19 protein-coding genes and 1 pseudogene are annotated in these 16,372 nt (G+C 71.5%); 10 read left to right on the plus strand and 10 right to left on the minus strand.

Annotation, left to right across the window (positions count from 1 at the left end; all coding sequences use genetic code 11):
- Positions 1 to 8: 8 nt before the first annotated feature.
- A complete protein-coding gene (locus BY998_RS11235) occupies positions 9 to 560 on the minus strand; it encodes a Fur family transcriptional regulator (protein WP_110351718.1) in 552 nt (183 codons plus the stop codon).
- A 166-nt stretch (positions 561 to 726) separates the two neighbouring features.
- Here BY998_RS11235 and BY998_RS25050 point away from each other — a divergent pair, with 166 nt between their 5' ends.
- From BY998_RS25050 to BY998_RS11245, 3 genes are read left to right on the plus strand one after another with little or no spacing between them, the layout of a single operon-like run.
- On the plus strand, positions 727 to 858 hold the full coding sequence (locus BY998_RS25050) for a hypothetical protein (RefSeq protein WP_280952903.1): 132 nt from the start codon (positions 727 to 729) through the stop codon (positions 856 to 858).
- Positions 855 to 1,733 (plus strand): metal ABC transporter ATP-binding protein, encoded by an 879-nt coding sequence (locus tag BY998_RS11240; protein WP_245421556.1) that lies wholly within the window; start codon positions 855 to 857, stop codon positions 1,731 to 1,733. The genes BY998_RS25050 and BY998_RS11240 overlap by 4 nt, the downstream gene beginning before the upstream one ends.
- Complete coding sequence (locus tag BY998_RS11245) at positions 1,730 to 2,617, plus strand: metal ABC transporter permease (protein ID WP_181425487.1); 888 nt, start codon at positions 1,730 to 1,732, stop codon at positions 2,615 to 2,617. Before BY998_RS11240 ends, BY998_RS11245 begins: the two co-directional genes overlap by 4 nt.
- Before the next feature lie 224 nt (positions 2,618 to 2,841).
- Here BY998_RS11245 and BY998_RS11250 read toward each other — a convergent pair whose 3' ends face one another.
- Entirely contained in the window at positions 2,842 to 3,474 is a 633-nt protein-coding gene (locus BY998_RS11250; RefSeq protein ID WP_280952904.1) for an exopolysaccharide biosynthesis protein, read from the minus strand.
- Between the two features lie 308 nt (positions 3,475 to 3,782).
- On the opposite strand from BY998_RS11250, the gene bcsS reads away from it, so the two are divergent.
- Positions 3,783 to 4,487: a cellulose biosynthesis protein BcsS gene (gene bcsS / locus BY998_RS11255; RefSeq protein ID WP_245421557.1), complete on the plus strand. Its 705-nt coding sequence runs from the start codon at positions 3,783 to 3,785 to the stop codon at positions 4,485 to 4,487.
- A gap of 7 nt (positions 4,488 to 4,494) precedes the next feature.
- Here the strand turns inward: bcsS and BY998_RS11260 are convergent.
- Positions 4,495 to 5,096: pseudogene (locus tag BY998_RS11260) on the minus strand (SDR family oxidoreductase).
- A 142-nt stretch (positions 5,097 to 5,238) separates the two neighbouring features.
- On the opposite strand from BY998_RS11260, the gene BY998_RS11265 reads away from it, so the two are divergent.
- On the plus strand, positions 5,239 to 6,105 hold the full coding sequence (locus BY998_RS11265; protein WP_110351721.1) for a formyltransferase family protein: 867 nt from the start codon (positions 5,239 to 5,241) through the stop codon (positions 6,103 to 6,105).
- A gap of 5 nt (positions 6,106 to 6,110) precedes the next feature.
- Complete coding sequence (locus BY998_RS11270; RefSeq protein ID WP_181425488.1) at positions 6,111 to 6,272, plus strand: DUF2256 domain-containing protein; 162 nt, start codon at positions 6,111 to 6,113, stop codon at positions 6,270 to 6,272.
- Between the two features lie 3 nt (positions 6,273 to 6,275).
- Here BY998_RS11270 and BY998_RS11275 read toward each other — a convergent pair whose 3' ends face one another.
- From BY998_RS11275 to BY998_RS11290, 4 genes are all read right to left on the minus strand, one after another.
- The gene (locus BY998_RS11275; RefSeq protein WP_110351723.1) at positions 6,276 to 6,869 is read right to left on the minus strand and encodes a nucleotidyltransferase family protein; all 594 of its coding nucleotides are present in this window, start codon (positions 6,867 to 6,869) and stop codon (positions 6,276 to 6,278) included.
- Positions 6,856 to 7,866 (minus strand): molybdopterin-binding protein, encoded by a 1,011-nt coding sequence (locus BY998_RS11280; protein WP_110351843.1) that lies wholly within the window; start codon positions 7,864 to 7,866, stop codon positions 6,856 to 6,858. Before BY998_RS11280 ends, BY998_RS11275 begins: the two co-directional genes overlap by 14 nt.
- A gap of 4 nt (positions 7,867 to 7,870) precedes the next feature.
- Entirely contained in the window at positions 7,871 to 8,590 is a 720-nt protein-coding gene (locus BY998_RS11285) for an XdhC family protein (protein WP_110351724.1), read from the minus strand.
- A gap of 69 nt (positions 8,591 to 8,659) precedes the next feature.
- Positions 8,660 to 8,983 (minus strand): XdhC family protein, encoded by a 324-nt coding sequence (locus BY998_RS11290; RefSeq protein WP_110351725.1) that lies wholly within the window; start codon positions 8,981 to 8,983, stop codon positions 8,660 to 8,662.
- Positions 8,984 to 9,151: 168 nt separating this feature from the next.
- Here BY998_RS11290 and BY998_RS11295 point away from each other — a divergent pair, with 168 nt between their 5' ends.
- Both BY998_RS11295 and infA read left to right on the plus strand, forming a co-directional pair.
- On the plus strand, positions 9,152 to 10,282 hold the full coding sequence (locus BY998_RS11295; protein WP_110351726.1) for a branched-chain amino acid ABC transporter substrate-binding protein: 1,131 nt from the start codon (positions 9,152 to 9,154) through the stop codon (positions 10,280 to 10,282).
- A gap of 311 nt (positions 10,283 to 10,593) precedes the next feature.
- Positions 10,594 to 10,875, plus strand: a complete 282-nt coding sequence (gene infA, locus BY998_RS11300; protein ID WP_056239380.1) for a translation initiation factor IF-1 — start codon at positions 10,594 to 10,596, stop codon at positions 10,873 to 10,875.
- Positions 10,876 to 11,031: 156 nt separating this feature from the next.
- Here infA and parC read toward each other — a convergent pair whose 3' ends face one another.
- Positions 11,032 to 13,275: a DNA topoisomerase IV subunit A gene (gene parC, locus BY998_RS11305; RefSeq protein ID WP_110351727.1), complete on the minus strand. Its 2,244-nt coding sequence runs from the start codon at positions 13,273 to 13,275 to the stop codon at positions 11,032 to 11,034.
- A 48-nt stretch (positions 13,276 to 13,323) separates the two neighbouring features.
- Entirely contained in the window at positions 13,324 to 14,064 is a 741-nt protein-coding gene (gene recO / locus BY998_RS11310) for a DNA repair protein RecO (protein ID WP_110351728.1), read from the minus strand.
- A 125-nt stretch (positions 14,065 to 14,189) separates the two neighbouring features.
- Between recO and BY998_RS11315 the strand changes: the two genes are divergently transcribed.
- Together BY998_RS11315 and BY998_RS11320 are read left to right on the plus strand one after the other, a co-directional pair.
- Entirely contained in the window at positions 14,190 to 14,582 is a 393-nt protein-coding gene (locus BY998_RS11315) for a hypothetical protein (RefSeq protein ID WP_110351729.1), read from the plus strand.
- 44 nt (positions 14,583 to 14,626) lie between these two features.
- The gene (locus BY998_RS11320; protein WP_110351730.1) at positions 14,627 to 15,319 is read left to right on the plus strand and encodes a gamma-glutamylcyclotransferase; all 693 of its coding nucleotides are present in this window, start codon (positions 14,627 to 14,629) and stop codon (positions 15,317 to 15,319) included.
- 114 nt (positions 15,320 to 15,433) lie between these two features.
- Here BY998_RS11320 and BY998_RS11325 read toward each other — a convergent pair whose 3' ends face one another.
- Positions 15,434 to 16,231 carry a lytic transglycosylase domain-containing protein gene (locus tag BY998_RS11325; RefSeq protein WP_110351731.1) on the minus strand — a complete coding sequence of 266 codons (798 nt, stop codon included), beginning with the start codon at positions 16,229 to 16,231 and terminating at the stop codon, positions 15,434 to 15,436.
- Between the last annotated feature and the right edge of the window lie 141 nt (positions 16,232 to 16,372).

Consider the following 16,372-nt stretch of genomic DNA (forward strand, 5'->3'; position numbering starts at 1 on the left):
CGCCGGGCTCACCCCTCGGGTGCGTCCCCGCGCCCACGGCAGGTCCCGCACTCCCCCTCCACCTCGAGGATGCGGCTCGTCGGCGTGAACCCCGCCCCCGCCAAGGTCTGGTCGAGGGCGCTCTCCACGGCCGGGGCGGTCATCTCGTCGATGCCGCCGCAGGTGCGGCAGATCAGGAAGACGAGGCCCGCCCCCTCGCCGTGCTCGTGCCCGCAGGAGACGAAGGCGTTGCGGCTGGAGATGCGGTGGACGAGCCCCTGCTCGGTCAGGAAGTCGAGCGCCCGGTAGACCGAGACCGCCGCGACCCGGCGGCCGGGCGCACTCATCCGCTCGGCGATGTCGTAGGCGCCCAGCGGACGGCTCTCCGCCGCCACGGCCGCGAGCACGTCGCGGCGCAGCCGCGTGAATTGCAGGCCCCGGTCCTGGCACAGGCGCTCCGCCCGGTCCGTCACGCTTTCGGCGGACGGCGCGTGCCCGCAGGCCCCATGACCATGAGGGTCAGCGTGCCCACGAGCGTGCTCGGCCCCCTCGCCATGCTCCTGCTGCGCGTCACCGCGCATCCCGACCTCCCCGGTAACGGCCGCCTGAACGGGCCGATTGAACTCGGTCCGTGTTACAGTGTATCAGCCCCACCAAGATAGGCGTCCGGCCGCGATCGGGCAACGATGTCCAGCGTCCCGCGACAGCGACAGCGCCGGTTCATCCTCGGCGGTCCCAGGAGATCCCATGACCCGTGCCGGCGGGACCGTCCGCCTCCCGCGCCGCTCCCTGTTCCGCAGCGGGGCCGGCCCGCGCCTCGCGGCCGCCCTCCTTCTGTCGGCCCTGCTCTGGGCGGTGATCCTGTGGGCGCGCGCGTGAGCGGCATCCGGTTCCGAGGCCTGACGCTCGGCTACGACCGGCATCCTGCGGTCCACCATCTCGACGGCACCATCGCGCCCGGCGACCTGCTCGCCGTGGTGGGACCGAACGGGGCCGGCAAGTCCACGCTGCTGAAGGGCATCGTCGGCGAGATCCGGGCGCTCGACGGGACGATCGAGGCGGGCCCGCGGACGGGCGCCATCGCCTACCTCCCGCAGGCGGCCGAGATCGATCGCAGCTTTCCCCTGAGCGTCCTCGACCTCGTGTCGATGGGATTGTGGCGCCCCCTCGGCGCGTGGCGCAGCCTCGCCCGCCAGCGCGGACGCCTGCTCGATGCGCTCGCGGCGGTCGGGCTCACCGGTTTCGAGGACAGGCCGATCGGCACCCTCTCCGGAGGCCAGTTCCAGCGGGCCCTGTTCGCCCGGTTGATCCTACAGGATTCGGCCGTGATCCTGCTCGACGAGCCCTTCACCGGCATCGACGAGCGCACCACCGCCGACCTCATCGCCCTGATCCGCGGCTGGCACGGCGAGGGCCGCAGCGTCGTGGCAGCGCTCCACGATCTCGGGCAAGTGCGCGCGCATTTCCCGCTCACCCTGGTGCTGGCCCGCCGCCCCATCGCCTGGGGGCCGACCGCCGAGGTGCTGACGCCGCCGGTTCTGGCGCAGGCGCTGCGCCTGTCCGAAGCCTGGGACGAGGCCGCCGCGATCTGCCGCCACGCGACACCGCACGGGACGCAGTCCGCCGACGAAGGCGGGCACGATCATGGCCACGGGCACGGGCACGGGCACGAGCACGCGCACGGGCACGCGTCCCATGATCATCACGGGCACGACCACGGTCCGGCCCCTCTGCCGCGGAGGGCGGCCTCGTGACGCTCGCCGACCTGACCGATTTCCTGATCGGCCCCTTCGTCGAGTTCGGCTTCATGCGCCGGGCGCTCGCCGGCTGCCTCGCCCTGTCGCTGTCGGCCCCGCCGCTCGGGGTCTTCCTGATGCTGCGCCGGATGAGCCTGATGAGCGAGGCGATGAGCCACGCCATCCTGCCCGGCGCCGCCGCGGGCTTCCTCGTCGCCGGCCTGTCCCTGCCGGCGATGACGCTGGGCGGGCTCGTGGCCGGGCTCGCGGTGGCGCTCGCCGCCGGACTCGTCACCCGCTCCACCGTCCTGAAGGAGGATGCGAGTCTGGCCGCCTTCTACCTGATCTCGCTGGCCGGCGGCGTCTTCCTCGTGTCGCTGCGGGGCTCGCAGGTCGATCTCCTGCACATCCTGTTCGGCACCGTTCTGGCGCTCGACGACGACGCGCTGACCCTGCTCGGCGGCATCGCGAGCCTCACCCTGGTCGCCCTCGCCCTGCTCTACCGGCCGCTGGTGATCGAGTGCGTCGATCCGCTTTTCCTGCGCACGGTGAGCCGTGCGGGCGGCCCCGTGCACTCGGCCTTCCTGGCGCTGGTGGTGGTCAACCTCGTGGGCGGCTTCCAGGCGCTGGGCACGCTGCTGGCGGTCGGCCTCATGCTGCTTCCGGCAATCACGGCCCGGTTCTGGGCGGAGGATCTGTCGGGGCTGATCCCGGTGTCGATGCTCGTCTCGATCATCGCCAGCGTGACGGGGCTGCTCGTCTCCTACCACGCCGGCATCCGGCTCCCGACGGGGCCGGCGATCGTGCTGTCGGCGGGCGCGCTCTACCTCGTCTCGATGCTGCTCGGCCCCCGCGGCGGCCTGATCCACCGCCTCGTCCGCCGCCGCCATCTGGAAGCCTAGGCCGGCTCCTCGGCGCGGACGGTCCTTATACTCCCGCGCGCGTGATACCTCCCCTGGTGGAAGGCGTCATCGCGAGGCGAGGCCGAAGCGATCCGGAAGCGCGACCTTTTCAAAAGGACCGAGCACTGGATGGCTTGCCTCCCGCCGTGCCATGACGGGAGGAGCATGAAGAAATCGAATGGAACGCGTATGCAGGCAGCGGACGTCGACCGCCCGTGCGGGCGCTACAGCCCGAGGCCGGGGATCGCCTGCGAGAGCCACGCGAAGGCGCTCATGACGCTGGCGAACAGCGTGTAGACGAAGCCGATCGAGATACCGACGCCGATCCCGCCGATCACGAGGCCGATCAGCACCACGAAGCCGTCGCGCTCCACCAGCCCAAGGCCGATCAGCGAGACCGCGAGCCCGAGCGGGATCTGCCCGAAGAAGGGCGGCGCCACGATCAGCGCCAGCGCCAGGGCGAGAATCAGCACCCCCATGCCGCGCATGCCGAGCGCACCGTCGAACACGCTCAGGCGCGGGCGCGACCAGCGTTCGAGCCGCCGCAGCAGCGGCACGGCCCGCGTCACCGCCTTCGCCACCGTCTCGCGGGCGATGGATTGATCGAGCAGCCGCCGCGGCAGCCAGGGCGCGGTCATGCCGGCGACGATCTGGATGGCGATGACGAGCAGCACGAGCCCGCACACCAGCGGGATCGGCGGCGGCATCGGCAGGCAGTTGGGCAGGCCGAGCAGCACCACGAGCAGTGCGAAGGCACGGTCGCGCAGCACGGCGATGATGTCGCCGACGGTCAGCCGTTCGCTCTCCTGGCTCGCGAGCATGGTGAGAACGTCGGAAGTGCGCGCAGCGGAGGACAAACCGGCTCGGCCGTTGGATTTTCGGTGAGCGGGCTCTAGCCCAACGCGCGGCATCCGCCAAGCACCGTCGGGACCGGGTGGCGCCGCGCAGCCCTCTGGAGACCCGCCTTCAAGTTGCGGCAAGCATCAATCAATCTACCTCAGGTCAATACTAACCCTTCACGACTGAATAGAGTAAAGTTCCCCTTACTTTCAGTTGCGACATGTGACATCCATAAGTTGTCAGACCGATATGCCTGCGACGCCGGATGTTCATCTTTGCCCTCCTGCGAAGCATTCTGTACCGCCGGAGGACCTCCCGGCGGCCCGTGTGCCGCCGCGCACATCAGGAGGCTCTTTCCCTCGCCGTCTGCGTTCTGGTCGCCTGGAGCCCGGCGCGAGCGGAGGATAGCGCGCTGCGCACCGTCCTGTTCGGCAGCCTGGAAGCCGGGCCCTCGACCTTCTCGTCGAGCGGGGCGAAACTCGCCTTCGACCGGTTCGATCGCGATGGCCCCGTCGCCCTCGTGACGTTGGGCAGCGGGGTCCGGCTCGAGAGCGCCGCGCCGACGCTGGTGCGCCTGACCCTCCTCGGCGCCGCGCTCGGCGGCTACCAGTTCATCCAGGACTGGGGCGCGGTGAGCGTCTTCGCCGGCCCGGAGGCGTCCTGGGAATCTTTGTCGGGCGCCGGCGGGATGCAGGCGCTGCCCCTGCAGGCGGGTCTGCGGCTCCGCGGCGAGGTCTGGGCGCGGCCGACCGCCGGGACGCTGGTGACCGCGACCGCCATCTTCGGCACGGCGCGCGGCGACGCCTATGCTCGCTTGTCCTGGGGCCTTGCCCTCTTCGGGGCCTATCTCGGGCCGGAGATCGCCTTCTACGGCGACCGCACCGACTACCGGAAATGGAGCCTAGGCCTCCACGCCACCGATTTCGCCCTCGGCGAGACCCGCTTCCGGCTCTCCGCCGGCTGCCAGAGCGAGAACCCGGGCGATCGGCTCAGCCCCTACCTCTCCCTCGCGGTCTGGCGGACGCTATGAGGCTCGCTCAGCCCTTCGTGCGGAGCGAGGCGCCCGCCGTCGACGCCGATCACTTGCCCGGTGATGTGCCCGCCTCGGGACCGACGAGGAAGGCGGCGAGAGCGGCGGCGTCCTCCGGCTCGCCGAGGCGCGCGAGAGGGCGAGCCCCTCGACCGCCCCCTTGGCCATGGCGACGGAGGCGTGGTGCGAAAAGCCCTGCGCGGCGGCGACGGTGGAGAACAGCACCACGCCCGCGCCGCCCCGGCCCGCCCCGGCCTTGAGCGCGGGCGCGGCGGCCTGGATGGCCAGGAAGGCGCCCAGCGCGTTGATGCGGAAATCAGCCTCGATGCGCGCTGGACCGAGCTTGGCCAGGGGCGCGAGCTGAATCGTGCCGACCGCGTAGACGAGGCCGCCGAGACGGCCGCCGGCCGCCTCCGCCACCCGCGGGAACAGGTCCGGATCGGTCACGTCGCCCGCGGTGAAGCCGGTCTCGCCGAGTTCGGCCGCCGCCGTCTCCAGGCGCTCCGCGTCGCAGCCGACGAGATGGAGGGACGTGCCCCGGGCGCGCAGCGCCCGCGCCGTGGCGAGGCCGATGCCTCCGGTCCCGCCGTAGATCGCGACCCGTTCCATCAAGCCCTCTCCCGGCCGCAGCCGCCGATTCCACCGGCGTGCGAAATCGACTAGCTAAGGCGCGGCCGGCCCGCAGGGAGTCGGCGACCGCCTCGGCCGTCCGCGCCGAACGTCGCAGGGCCACGCAACGGGACCGCCGCCCATGAAATTCGCCTTCGCCGGCATCGACTTCCTCGGCGGCGTGTTCGACGGGCTGGTCGAGGCCGGCTGGACGCCGGTGAAGCTGTTCACGCGCCCCTGCGACGGCATCTACGATCACAACGACGTCGTGGTGGCCCAAGCGCGGCGCCACCGCATCCCGATCCAGCTCTCCCGGCTGCGGCCCGACGACATCGAGGGATTGGCGAAGGAGCACGGGCGCGACCTCGTCCTCGTCGTCTCGGGCTATCCCTGGCTGGTGCGGGGCTGGCACGGGCGGGTGCGCTATGCGCTCAACATCCATCCCTCGCCGCTGCCCACCGGTCGGGGCCCCTACCCGCTCTTCAAGGCGATCCTCGACGGCTACGAGAGCTGGGGGGTCACCGCCCACGTGCTGGCCGAGCAGGGCTTCGACACCGGCGACATCCTCGCCCAGGACATCTTCGCTCTTGCCGAGCGGGAAACCCACGAGACCCTGCTCGCCAAGTGCCAGATGGCGGCCCGCCGCCTCGCCCTCGGCCCCATCGGCAAGGAGCTCGCCGAGCGCTGGCGCCGGCCGGAGCCGCAGGGCGACGGCTCCTACTGGCCGCGGGTGAACGACGCCGACCGCAGCCTCGACTTCCGGAAGGACGTCGCCGAGATCCTGCGCCGGGTGCGCGCGTTCGGCACCATCGAGACGATCGCCCGGCTCGGCGACGCCCGGGTCTACGTCGCCGCCGCCGACGGCTGGACGGAGGCGCACCGTCACGCCCCCGGCACGGTGGTGCACCGCCACCGCCGCCACGCCGTGATCGCCGCCCGCGACGGCTACGTGCAGATCACGCGTTGGAGCCCGGTGCCGCTCAGCGAGGCAGGACAGATCGGGCGCTAGAGCCCGTGCCGCCGATGCGCCGCAAGGGCGACCTCCCCCAGAAGATCTGCGCGCAATGCGGCCGCCCCTTCGCGTGGCGCAAGAAGTGGGAGCGGGTCTGGGAAGAGGTGCGCTACTGCTCCGACCGCTGCCGGACGGAGGCGAAGCGCGCCGCCCGGAAGAGCTGACCGTCAGCCTTCGAGCGCCTCGGGCGTGTCGACATCGAAGAGCACCGCCGGGTCGGCCGCCACCTCCAGAACATCGCCGCGGCCCTTCAGGATCGGCCCGGCCCCGCGATCCCCCGTGAGGCCCGCGAGCGCGTCGGCGAGGCGGTGCAGGTCGAGCAGCACCGGATTGCCGCGCCGCCCGCCGCTCACCGGCACCACCGCGGACGGGCGCGGCGCCGCCCCCGCGTAGGCCGCGATCAGCGCGTCGATATGGGCCGAGCCGATGCGCGGCATGTCGCCCAGAAGCACCACGGCCGCCTCCGTCCCTGGCGGCAGGGCGGCGAGCCCCGCGCGCAGGGAGGTCGAGAGGCCGGCGGCCGGATCGGGATTCTCGACGAAGGCGAGATCGAGCCCGGCAAGCGCCGCCCGCACGCCTTCGGCCTGCGTGCCGAGCACCGCGATGACGGGTCCGGCGCGGGAGGCGAGTGCCGCTTCGGCCGCGCGCCGCACCATCGGCGTACCGTCATAGGGCGCGAGCATCTTCGGCGCCGTGCGAAAGCGGGAGCCAAGGCCGGCGGCCAGGATCACCGCGCCGACGGAGGACTTACTCACCGTCACCGCCCGAGCGGGGCTGACCGCGGAGCGGGATCTCGGTGAGCAGGCCCCCGACGCCGAGGCGCACGATGTCGGCCCGGGTCACCGGCAGCCCCGCGAGCAGACGGTGCAGCACGAAATCGAAGCCGTTCTCCTTGGGCGAGCGGGCGCAGCCCGGCGCCCCGATCACCGGCACGGCGCCGAGCGCGCCGAGCAGCAGCAGGTTGCCGGGATCGACCGGCATGCCGAACTGCTCGACCCGGCCGCCCGCCGCCTCCAGCCCGGCCGGGATCACGTCCCGCCGGTCGGCGATGGCCGAGGCGCCGAACACCACGACCAGCTCCGCCCCCTCCGCCGCCGCGCCCGCGATGGCGGCGGCGACCGCGCCGGCCTCGTGCCGGACGCGGGTCTCGGTGACGATCCGAGCCCCCGTCGGCGCCAGCCTTTCGGCCAGCACCCGCAGGGTCTTGGTCACGGTCGCGGATTTGAGACCGGGCAGCAGGGTCGAGACCATGCCGATCCGGGTCAGGTGGTAAGGTGCGAGCCGCATCGGCGGCTCGGCCGCACTGGCGAGCGCCCGTTCCAGCGGCGCGCTCGCCACGGCGTAGGGGATGATCTTGATCGTGGCGACCATCTCGCCCGCCGCCACGGGCCGGAAGGCCGGCAGCGTCGCCACGGTGATCGCCTCGTCCACCGCGTTGACGGCATCAATCCGGTCGGGCTCGACCACGAACACGCCGGCCGCCTCGGCGACGAGGTTGCAGCGCCCGGTGAAGGGGCGCTCCGGCCGCAGGCCGGCCCCGGCGAGATGGCGGGCGAGGCGGGCCGCGGCCTCGTCCTCGCCGACATCGCCCGGATCGAGGCGCACGGCCAGGATCTCGGCAATGCCGGATTCGGCGAGCCGCAGAGCTTCCTCCGGCGGGATCGGCCGGCCCTTCTTCAGGCTCGCACCCTCCGCCCGCACCGTGTGGGCGGCGATGAGCCCCGCGCTGTCGCGCGTCGCGACGGGTCCGAAGCGCATCGCCTCAGGCCCCAGCCGGCGCGGCATCGCGGGGTTTGTCCGAGCCCTTGCGCAAGGTCGAAACGACCTGTGCCAGGATCGCCAGGGCGATCTCGGCGGGCGAGACGGCGCCGAGATCGAGCCCGATCGGGGCGTGGATCCGGCCGATCGCCGCCTCGTCGAACCCTGCCTCCCTCAACCGCTCGACGCGCCGCGCATGGGTCTTCCGCGAGCCGAGCGCGCCGATATAGGCGCAGTCCGCCCGCAGGGCCGCGATCAGGGCGGGATCGTCGATCTTGGGATCGTGGGTGAGCGCGGACAACGCCGTATAGGCGTCGAGCGGCCCCACGACCTCCAGAGCCTTGTCCGGCCACTCAGCGATCAGGCGCACGTTCGGAAAGCGCTCCGGGCTCGCGAAGGCGGTGCGGGGATCGATCACGGTCAGGTCGAGGCCCAGCTGCGCCGCGAAGGGGACCAGCGCCTGGGAGATATGGACGGCCCCCACCACCACGAAGCGGACCGGCGGCACGTGAACGGCCACGAAGACAGGGCGGCCGTCCGGTCCCTCGCCGAGGCCGCTGCGACCGCTGCGCAGCCGCTCGCGCAAAATATCGGCGAGCGGGTCGGCGTCGATCTCGGCGGCGCGCACGAGGCGCTGGCCGCCGTCCTCCGGGTCGGTGACGATCAGGGCGGCGCGCCGCGCCGCGCGCTCCGCGTTGAGGGCCGTCAGGGTCTCGAGGCGCATGGGATCGGACGCTCTGGTCGCGGCGGAGGTCCGCGCGCGGAAGGGATCGTAGGGTTGAGGACGACGAAATCAGTCGATGCGCTCGACGAAGACCCGGATGCGCCCGCCGCAGGAGAGCCCGGCCCGCCACGCGGTCTCGTCGGCGACGCCGAATTCCAGGGTGCGGGGGCGTCCGTCCGCGATCACGTCGAGGGCCTCGGTGATGACCTCGCCCTCGACGCAGCCACCGGAGACCGAGCCGAGGAAGCGGCTGTCCCCGTCGATGACGAGATGGCTGCCGACCGGGCGCGGGGCCGAGCCCCAGGTCTCGATCACGGTGGCGAGCGCGACGGCGCGCCCCTCGCGCCGCCAGCCCTCGGCGGCACGCAGGATATCGTCCTCGGTGGAGAGCATGGCTTCGGGTCCTGAAACATCCGGTTCCGCCGCCCCCGACCGTCCCGTCACGAAAGAGGTAGGCGCGTCGCCCCGTTCCGCAATGCGGCGAACGGAGGCGCTTGCACGGGTGGCGTGTGGGCGTATCAAGTCGAGGCCGTCTCATCGACGGGGTCCGGGGGGTTACGGGTGACGAAGCGGAGCGCGTGGCAGGCCCTCATCGCTCTGGCGCTCTTCGGGCTCGCCGGCCCGGCCGGCGCCGCGGAGCCCCTGAAGATCGGGCTCGCGGTCCCGCTCAGCGGGCCGGATGCCGGTTTCGGCCAGGGGGCGCGGCTCGGCGCCGAGCAGGCGGTGGCCGAGATCAACCGAACCGGCGGCGTCCTGGGCCGCAGGTTGCTTCTCGTGGTGCAGGACGATGCGGCCGATCCCAAGCAGGCGGCGGCGAGCGCCCGTCGCTTCGCGGAGAGCGGCGTGCGCTTCGTCGTCGGCCACCTGACCTCCGGCGCGACCGCGGCGGCGAGCCCCGTCTACGAAGAGGCCGGCATCGTCTCGCTCACGCCCGGCGCGACCTGGGCGCCGCTGACCCGCCGCGGGGCCGGCCTGCTCTTCCGCCTCTCCGGCAGCGATGCGCAGCAGGGCGCGCTGGGCGGTGCGCTGTTGGCCGAGCGGTTCGCCGCCAAGCCGACCGCCATCGTCCACGACAAGACCAGTTTCGGCCGCGCCCTGGCCGACGAGGCCGCCCGGGCCTTGAGGGCGCGCGGCGGGCAGGAGCGCCTGTTCGAGGGCGTCTCCCGCGACGACCGCGAGACCGCCGCGCTGGTCTCCAAGCTGCGGGCCCTCGGGATCGAGGCGATCTATTTCGGGGGCCTCTCCGCCCCGGCCGCCGGGCTGATCCGGGCGATGCGCGAGGCGGGGCTCACCGCGACGGTGATCGGCAGCGACGGCCTCCTCGACAAGGATTTTGCGCAAGTCGCGGGACCGGGGGCGGAGGGCACGCTGATGACGCTGGCGCCCGCTCCGCCCCGCCTGCCCGAGCCGCGGGGCGCCGCGAAGGCGCCGCGCAACCCGGAGGCCGAGATGTTCGCCGCCGGCGCCTACGCGGCGGTGGAGGTGATCCGCCGAGGCATCGAGGGCGCCCGCTCGGCCGAGCCCGCCCGGGTCGCCGCCTTCCTGCACGGCGGCGCGCCCCTGCGCACGGTGCTCGGCGAGATCGCCTTCGATGCCCGCGGCGATCTCACGAGGCCGCCCTTCGCCGTCTATGCGTGGCGCAAGCTTCCCGATGGCCACCTCGATTTTGCCGGCAACGAAATCTCGCCTTGAGGGCGAAGATCGCGCCGCGCGGCCGCTTCAATCCACGTTAACTCACCGTGCGGCGGCGGTTATTCTTGCACGAAGCGCCCCCGACGCTTAAGTCGCAGAACTGGTGCCCTTCGCGAAACGCCCGCCGAGCCGTCTTCCGGCCCGAGGGAGGACTCCCTGATCCGGGAGTTTCGCGAATGGTACCCGACGCCCGGCATCGCTGACGCCTTCTGAGCGGATCGGACCCGCAGCGCCGCGCGTTCCGCACGACAGACGATTTTTCAAATGTTGCCGGTGCGCCCCGTGCAGGCGGCCCGGCCGGAGACAAGTGCATGGCGAAAGAGGAATTGATGCAGTTCGACGGCTTGGTCGTCGAGATCCTGCCGGACGCGCGCTACCGCGTGCAGCTCGATCAGGGTCACGAGATCGTGGCCTACACTGCCGGCAAGATGAAGAAGAACCGCATCAAGACCCTGGCCGGCGACCGCGTCACCGTCGAGATGTCCCCCTACGACCTGGAGAAGGGCCGTCTGGTGTTCCGTCACAAGGACGAGCGTGGCCCGACCGGTCCGCGTCCGCCCCAGCGCGGCGGCCAGCAGTTCCGTCGCCGATAAGCGTTCCAGCGGCGCGACGTTTCCGGGCCAGGCAGCGCGCCTTGGATGGCGTCGGCTCCGCCTCGCCATGACGGAGACGGCGCTTCATGGGGGGGCCCTTCGTTCGGGAAGACCGATCGGCGGCGCCCGACAGGGGCACCGCCAAAATCCCGAAAACTACTTCCCGAACCGCTCAAATTTCGGGAAGCTGCGGGTCATCAGCGTCCCGGCATCGGACCGGTGGCCCATCCACTTCTCCAGCATTCCCGCCTGGGCGAGCCGCTGACCGGCGCCGTCGCGCCAAGGCAGCCCGTCGGCCAGGGCGAAGACGCAGGCGTCCGTGAGCCGGCTCTGACGGCAGCGCTGCAGGCGCACGCCCTTGCCGCGGCCGAGCTCCGTCACCTCGGAGGCCGGGAAGATCAGCATCAGCTTGTCCGACGAGCAGACGGCAATGTGGTCGCCCTCCGCCGGGACCAGCAGCACCGCGCTCGACCCCTCGTCGAGGCCGAGGATCGCCTTGCCCTTGCGGGTGTTGGCGACCAGCGCGTCGGAGGGCGCGATGAAGCCGCGCCCGTCCGAGCCGGCGATCAGCAGCTTGCTCTCCGGCTTGTAGGGCAGAGCCGCGACGATTTCGGTGCCGTCATCGAGATCCACCATCAGCCGCACCGGATCGCCGAAGCCGCGCCCGCCGGGCAGCTTCGAGGCTTCCAAAGTGAAGACCTTGCCGTTCGAGGCGAGCAGCAGGATCTTGGCCGTCGTCTCGCTGAGAAACGAGACCTTCAGGGTGTCGTCGCCCTTGAAGGCGACGCCTGACAGATCGGTGACGTGGCCCTTCAGGGCGCGCACCCAGCCCTTCTCGGACAGGATCACGGTGATCGGCTCGCGCTCGACCATGGCCGCGGTGAAGTCGATGCCGGCGGTGTCGGGCGGGTTCTCCAGAGTGGTGCGGCGCTTGCCTAGCTTGGTCTCGGGCCCGAAGGTCTTCTTCACCGCGCGGATCTGCCGGGTGATGTCGGTCCATTGCAGCTTCTCGGAAGCCAGCAATTCCTCGATCCCGGCCTTTTCCAGGGTCAGCGCGTCGAACTCGCGCTTCAGCTCCATCTCCTCCAGCTTGCGCAGGGAGCGCAGGCGGGTGTCGAGGATGGCGTTGGCCTGGACCTCGGTGAGTTCGAACCGGGCCATGAGGCTGGCCTTCGGCTCGTCCTCCTCGCGGATGATGCGGATCACCTCGTCGAGGTCGAGATAGACGATGAGCAGGCCGCCCAGGATCTCGAGGCGGCGCTCGATCTGGCCGAGGCGGTAGCGCGAGCGACGCTGGAGCACGACGCGGCGGTGATCGACCCACTCCCGCAGGCATTCGGCCAGCCCGATGACGCGGGGCACGACACCGCCGACGAGGACGTTGAGGTTCAGAGGAACCCGCGCCTCCAGTTCGGAGAGGCGGAACAGCGATTCCATCAGCATAACCGGATCGACCGAGCGGGAGCGCGGCTCCAGCACGACCCGCACGTCCTCGGCCGACTCGTCGCGCACGTCGGCGAGCAGCGGCAGCTTCTTCTCCTGAAGGAGATCCGCGAGCTTCTCGATGAGCCGGGCCTTCGGCACGCCGTAGGGAATCTCGGTGACGACGATGTTCCAGGTGCCGCGCCCCAGATCCTCCTTGGCCCAGCGCGCCCGCACGCGGAAACCGCCGCGGCCGGTGCGGTAGGCCTCGCGGATGGTCTCCGGGCTGTCGATCAGGATGCCGCCGGTGGGGAAGTCCGGCCCCTGCACGAAGGTGCAGAGCTGCTCGGACGTCGCCTCGCGGTTCTGGATCAGGTAGAGCGCCGCGTCGCAGAGTTCGGCCGCGTTGTGCGGCGGGATCGAGGTCGCCATGCCGACCGCGATGCCCTGGCTGCCGTTGGCGAGCAGGTTCGGGAAGGCCGCCGGCAGGACGATCGGCTCCTCCTTCTCGCCGTTGTAGGAGGCGCGGAAATCGACCGTATCCTCGTCGATCCCGTCGAGCAGGAGCCGGGCGACCTCGGTGAGCCGCGCCTCGGTGTAGCGGTAGGCGGCCGGGCCGTCGCCGTCGATATTGCCGAAATTGCCCTGGCCGTCGACCAGCGGGTAGCGCTGCGCGAAGTCCTGAGAGAGGCGCACCAGCGCGTCGTAGATCGCCTGGTCGCCGTGGGGATGGAAGTCACCCATCACGTCGCCGACGATCTTCGCGCACTTCTTGAAGGCGGAGGTCGGGTCGAGCCGGAGCAGCCGCATGCCGTAGAGGATGCGCCGGTGCACGGGCTTGAGGCCGTCGCGGGCATCGGGCAGCGCGCGCTGCATGATCGTGGAGAGCGCGTAGGCGTAGTAGCGCTCCTCCAGCGCCGTCTTCAGCTCCACGCTCTCGATGCCGTCGCTCGGCGGCGGCAGGACGGGCTGGCCCATCACTCACTCCACATCATGTCTCGAAACAGGAACATAACACGAACAGCATCAACTCTGGCCAGCGCCGAGTGCGACGAATCGTGCGCGCTCCTCCGGCACGTCCTGCGCCCGCGGGCGCCAGACGTGCTGATCGAGGAAATACCCCGTCAAGGTAAACCCCTCCCGAACGGCGTGGGCGTCGGGCGTCTGCCAGCCGCTGCCGGGTTGGTCGCGATCACGCAGGAAGGGGGGCAGCGCCAGCAGGCGGTCGCGATAGGGCTCGCCTGCCGAGGCGCTGACGGCCCGGCCGCTCTTGGGCGAGACGTAGACCAGCGCGTCGTTGGCCCCCGTGGCGGCGCAGTGGGACAGGTCGAGGCCGAAGCCGAGCCCTGCCAGCAAGGCCAGTTCGAAGCGCACCATCAGCGCCGGGGCGATCTCCGGCTCGTCGAGATGCTCGATCAGAACCTGGGCCGCCTCGTAGAGCGCCGGGTGGGGATCGCGCTCGGGCAGGAGCCGCAGCAGCGAGCAGAGATGGGCGACGCCGTAGAGCGCCAGCCCCGACCCCATCAGCCGGGCGGCGACGAGGTTCAAGGGCTCGACCGCGTAGGAGCCGAGCGCCCCGTCGAGCCGCGCCCGCCATGTGGCGCGAAGGGTATTGCCGGGCTGCAGCATCGGCTGCATCCGCCGCGAGCGCCCGCCATGGACAAGCCCAAGGTGACGCCCGTGATCCGGCGTCATCAGTTCGAGCACGACCCCGGTCTCGCCGTGCTTGCGCAGGCCGATCACGAGGCCTTCGTCGATCCACTGCATGGGAGACAGATAGTCATTCCGTGGCGGAAACGGGACTGCCGGGCATCGAAATCCGATAGCGAGGACGAGAGCGTTTCCCGCTCTGATAGAAAACGCTAGGCTATTGCCACTCAGGAGATTCGGCGATGATCGGGCGGCGCGGTGGAGTGATGCTGGCGATGGCCCTCGCGGCCGGTGGCTGCACCGCGACCGCCGCACCGCCTGCCCCGACGGCCGCGACCGGCACGGCCCGCGAGCGGATCGCGATGCTCGCCCGCGGCCAAGTCGAGTTCGGCTCGGTCTCGCTGCTCCCCGTTCGGTTCGAGCGTAGCCGCATCGCCGGCCCCTTCGAGGATGGCGGCCGCCGGCTCTACTGCGTCTCGACCCGCATGAAGGGCCGCACTTTCGACAAGCCGGAGCGGCCGAAGCTCGTGTTGCGCGAGGAGACCGGCGCGCTCACGATCCTGCGCGACGAGGAGGACGTCTGCGAGGGGCACCGCAGCGAGCCGTTCGCGGAGCTGGATTCGCCGGGGACCTGACGGGGCTTGCGCCGCCCCCCTCGAAAATGGTCCGTTCGGGTCCGATGGCCCCGCGTCCCCTGTCCCTCTCCCTCGACCTGATCGCCCAAGCCCATCCCGACGCCGTCCCCGACGACGCGAATGCGCTGACGCTGCTCTCCGACGAAGAGCTGTCGCCCGAACTCGAAGCCATGCTGGCGCGGCGCGCCTCGCCCGAAGGCGGGCTCTGGGTGTTCGCCTACGGCTCGCTGCTGTGGAGCCCGGAATTCGCCTTCACCGAGCAGCGGCTCGGCACGCTGCGGGGCTGGCATCGCCGCTTCTGCCTGCTGCAGCGGCGCTTTCGCGGCACGCCGGAGAATCCGGGCTTCGTGCTGGGGCTCGACCGGGGCGGGATCTGCCGGGGCGTCGCCTTCCGCCTGGACGATGGCGACCCGCACGCGACCCTGATGCCGGTCTGGCGCCGGGAGATGAAGGGCAAGGGCTACGAGGGGCGCTGGGTCCGCGTCGAGACGGAGGCCGGGCCGGTCACGGCGCTGACCTTCATGGTGAACCGGGCGAGCGACCGATACACCGGCCGCCTGACGGATGCGGAGATCGCGGAACGGATCGCGACGGCCTGCGGCCATCTGGGCCCGAGTGCGGAATACCTGTTCCGCACCGTCGAGGCCTGCGCCGCGCTCGGCATTCACGACCGGCACCTGTGGTCGCTCCAGGCGCGCGTGGCCGAGCGCCTACGCGAGGGACGGGCCTGCACGTAGCGCCTCCGTCCCTGCGGGCGGAAGCGAAGCAGTCCAGCGTCGCGCCCTCTCCGGACGAGGTCGCGCCCTGGATCGCTTCGGCTCCGCCTCGCGATGACGGAAGTGCGAAGAGACTTACTGTCCGTCGATCCGCGCGCCGAGGAGCGCGATGGCGCGCTGGTAGACGCCCGCCGCGTTCCAGCCCTGGATCGCGGCGAAGTTCGGCTCGCCGGGCTGATACCCCGCGCCCCGCTGCCAGCCGTGGCCTTTCAGGAAGTTGGCAGTGGAGTTCAGCGCGACCGGTGCGCTGTCGAGGCTGCCGCCGACGCCGTAGGTCAGGACGTTCTTGGGCAGGAACTGCGTGTGGCCGACCTCGCCGTGCGCCGCGCCGCGGGTCGCGGAAGTCAGCACGCCGCTGTCGACGAGCTTGAGCGCCGCGTAGAGCTGATCGGTGAAGAAGGCCGAGCGGCGGCAATCGTAGGCCAGCGTCGCCACCGCCGAGAGGGTGTTGACGTTGCCCTTCACGGCACCGAAGCCGGTTTCCATGCCCCAGATCGCCAGGAGCGGGCCCGGCGGCACGCCGTAGCGCTGCTCGATCGCGGCGAAGAGCGCCGCGTTCTGCGCTTTGAGGGCGCGCCCGCGGGAGACGATGGTGTTGCCGCCGCGCTTGGCCAGGAACTGGTCGAGCGAGAGCTTGAAGCTCTTCTGCCCCCGGTCCGCCGAGATCGTCGCGGTGGAGTAGGAGGTGTTGGCGAGCGCCGCCAGCGCCGCCGGGCTCGCCCGGCCCCTGGCCTCGGCGGCGAACTCGTCCTTCCAGGCCTCGAAGCCGGCGGCGCTGTTGCCGCATTGCGCGGCCTGCGCCGTGCCGGCGAGCCCGATCAGGGCGGCGACGGCGGTCGCTCTCAGCCCTTGCCTCAAACCGTATCCGGTCATCCCACACTCCATCAGGCGGCGCCGTGCGGGCCGCAGCATTCGTCGAAGGGCTTCGGCGGTGCCATGGAGCGAGGCGACCTCCGAAGAGCCGGAGTCGAGCCGATCCTCCCGAGCACCGGGAACCTTACCTTGGCTGAATCA

Origin of the sequence: Methylobacterium sp. B4 (genome assembly GCF_003201865.1) — a bacterium.
Classification (GTDB): domain Bacteria; phylum Pseudomonadota; class Alphaproteobacteria; order Rhizobiales; family Beijerinckiaceae; genus Methylobacterium.

Coding starts and splice junctions, on each gene's coding strand:
- BY998_RS11285 (WP_110351724.1), bottom strand. CDS start 8,590: ATGCGCCTCGAGACCCTGACGGCCCTCAACGCGGAGCGCGCGGCGCGG.
- recO (WP_110351728.1), bottom strand. CDS start 14,064: ATGCAGTGGATCGACGAAGGCCTCGTGATCGGCCTGCGCAAGCACGGC.
- parC (WP_110351727.1), bottom strand. CDS start 13,275: ATGGGCCAGCCCGTCCTGCCGCCGCCGAGCGACGGCATCGAGAGCGTG.
- infA (WP_056239380.1), top strand. CDS start 10,594: ATGGCGAAAGAGGAATTGATGCAGTTCGACGGCTTGGTCGTCGAGATC.
- BY998_RS11315 (WP_110351729.1), top strand. CDS start 14,190: ATGATCGGGCGGCGCGGTGGAGTGATGCTGGCGATGGCCCTCGCGGCC.
- BY998_RS11265 (WP_110351721.1), top strand. CDS start 5,239: ATGAAATTCGCCTTCGCCGGCATCGACTTCCTCGGCGGCGTGTTCGAC.
- BY998_RS11235 (WP_110351718.1), bottom strand. CDS start 560: ATGCGCGGTGACGCGCAGCAGGAGCATGGCGAGGGGGCCGAGCACGCT.
- BY998_RS11280 (WP_110351843.1), bottom strand. CDS start 7,866: ATGCGCTTCGGACCCGTCGCGACGCGCGACAGCGCGGGGCTCATCGCC.
- BY998_RS25050 (WP_280952903.1), top strand. CDS start 727: ATGACCCGTGCCGGCGGGACCGTCCGCCTCCCGCGCCGCTCCCTGTTC.
- BY998_RS11290 (WP_110351725.1), bottom strand. CDS start 8,983: ATGCTCTCCACCGAGGACGATATCCTGCGTGCCGCCGAGGGCTGGCGG.
- BY998_RS11325 (WP_110351731.1), bottom strand. CDS start 16,231: ATGACCGGATACGGTTTGAGGCAAGGGCTGAGAGCGACCGCCGTCGCC.
- BY998_RS11320 (WP_110351730.1), top strand. CDS start 14,627: ATGGCCCCGCGTCCCCTGTCCCTCTCCCTCGACCTGATCGCCCAAGCC.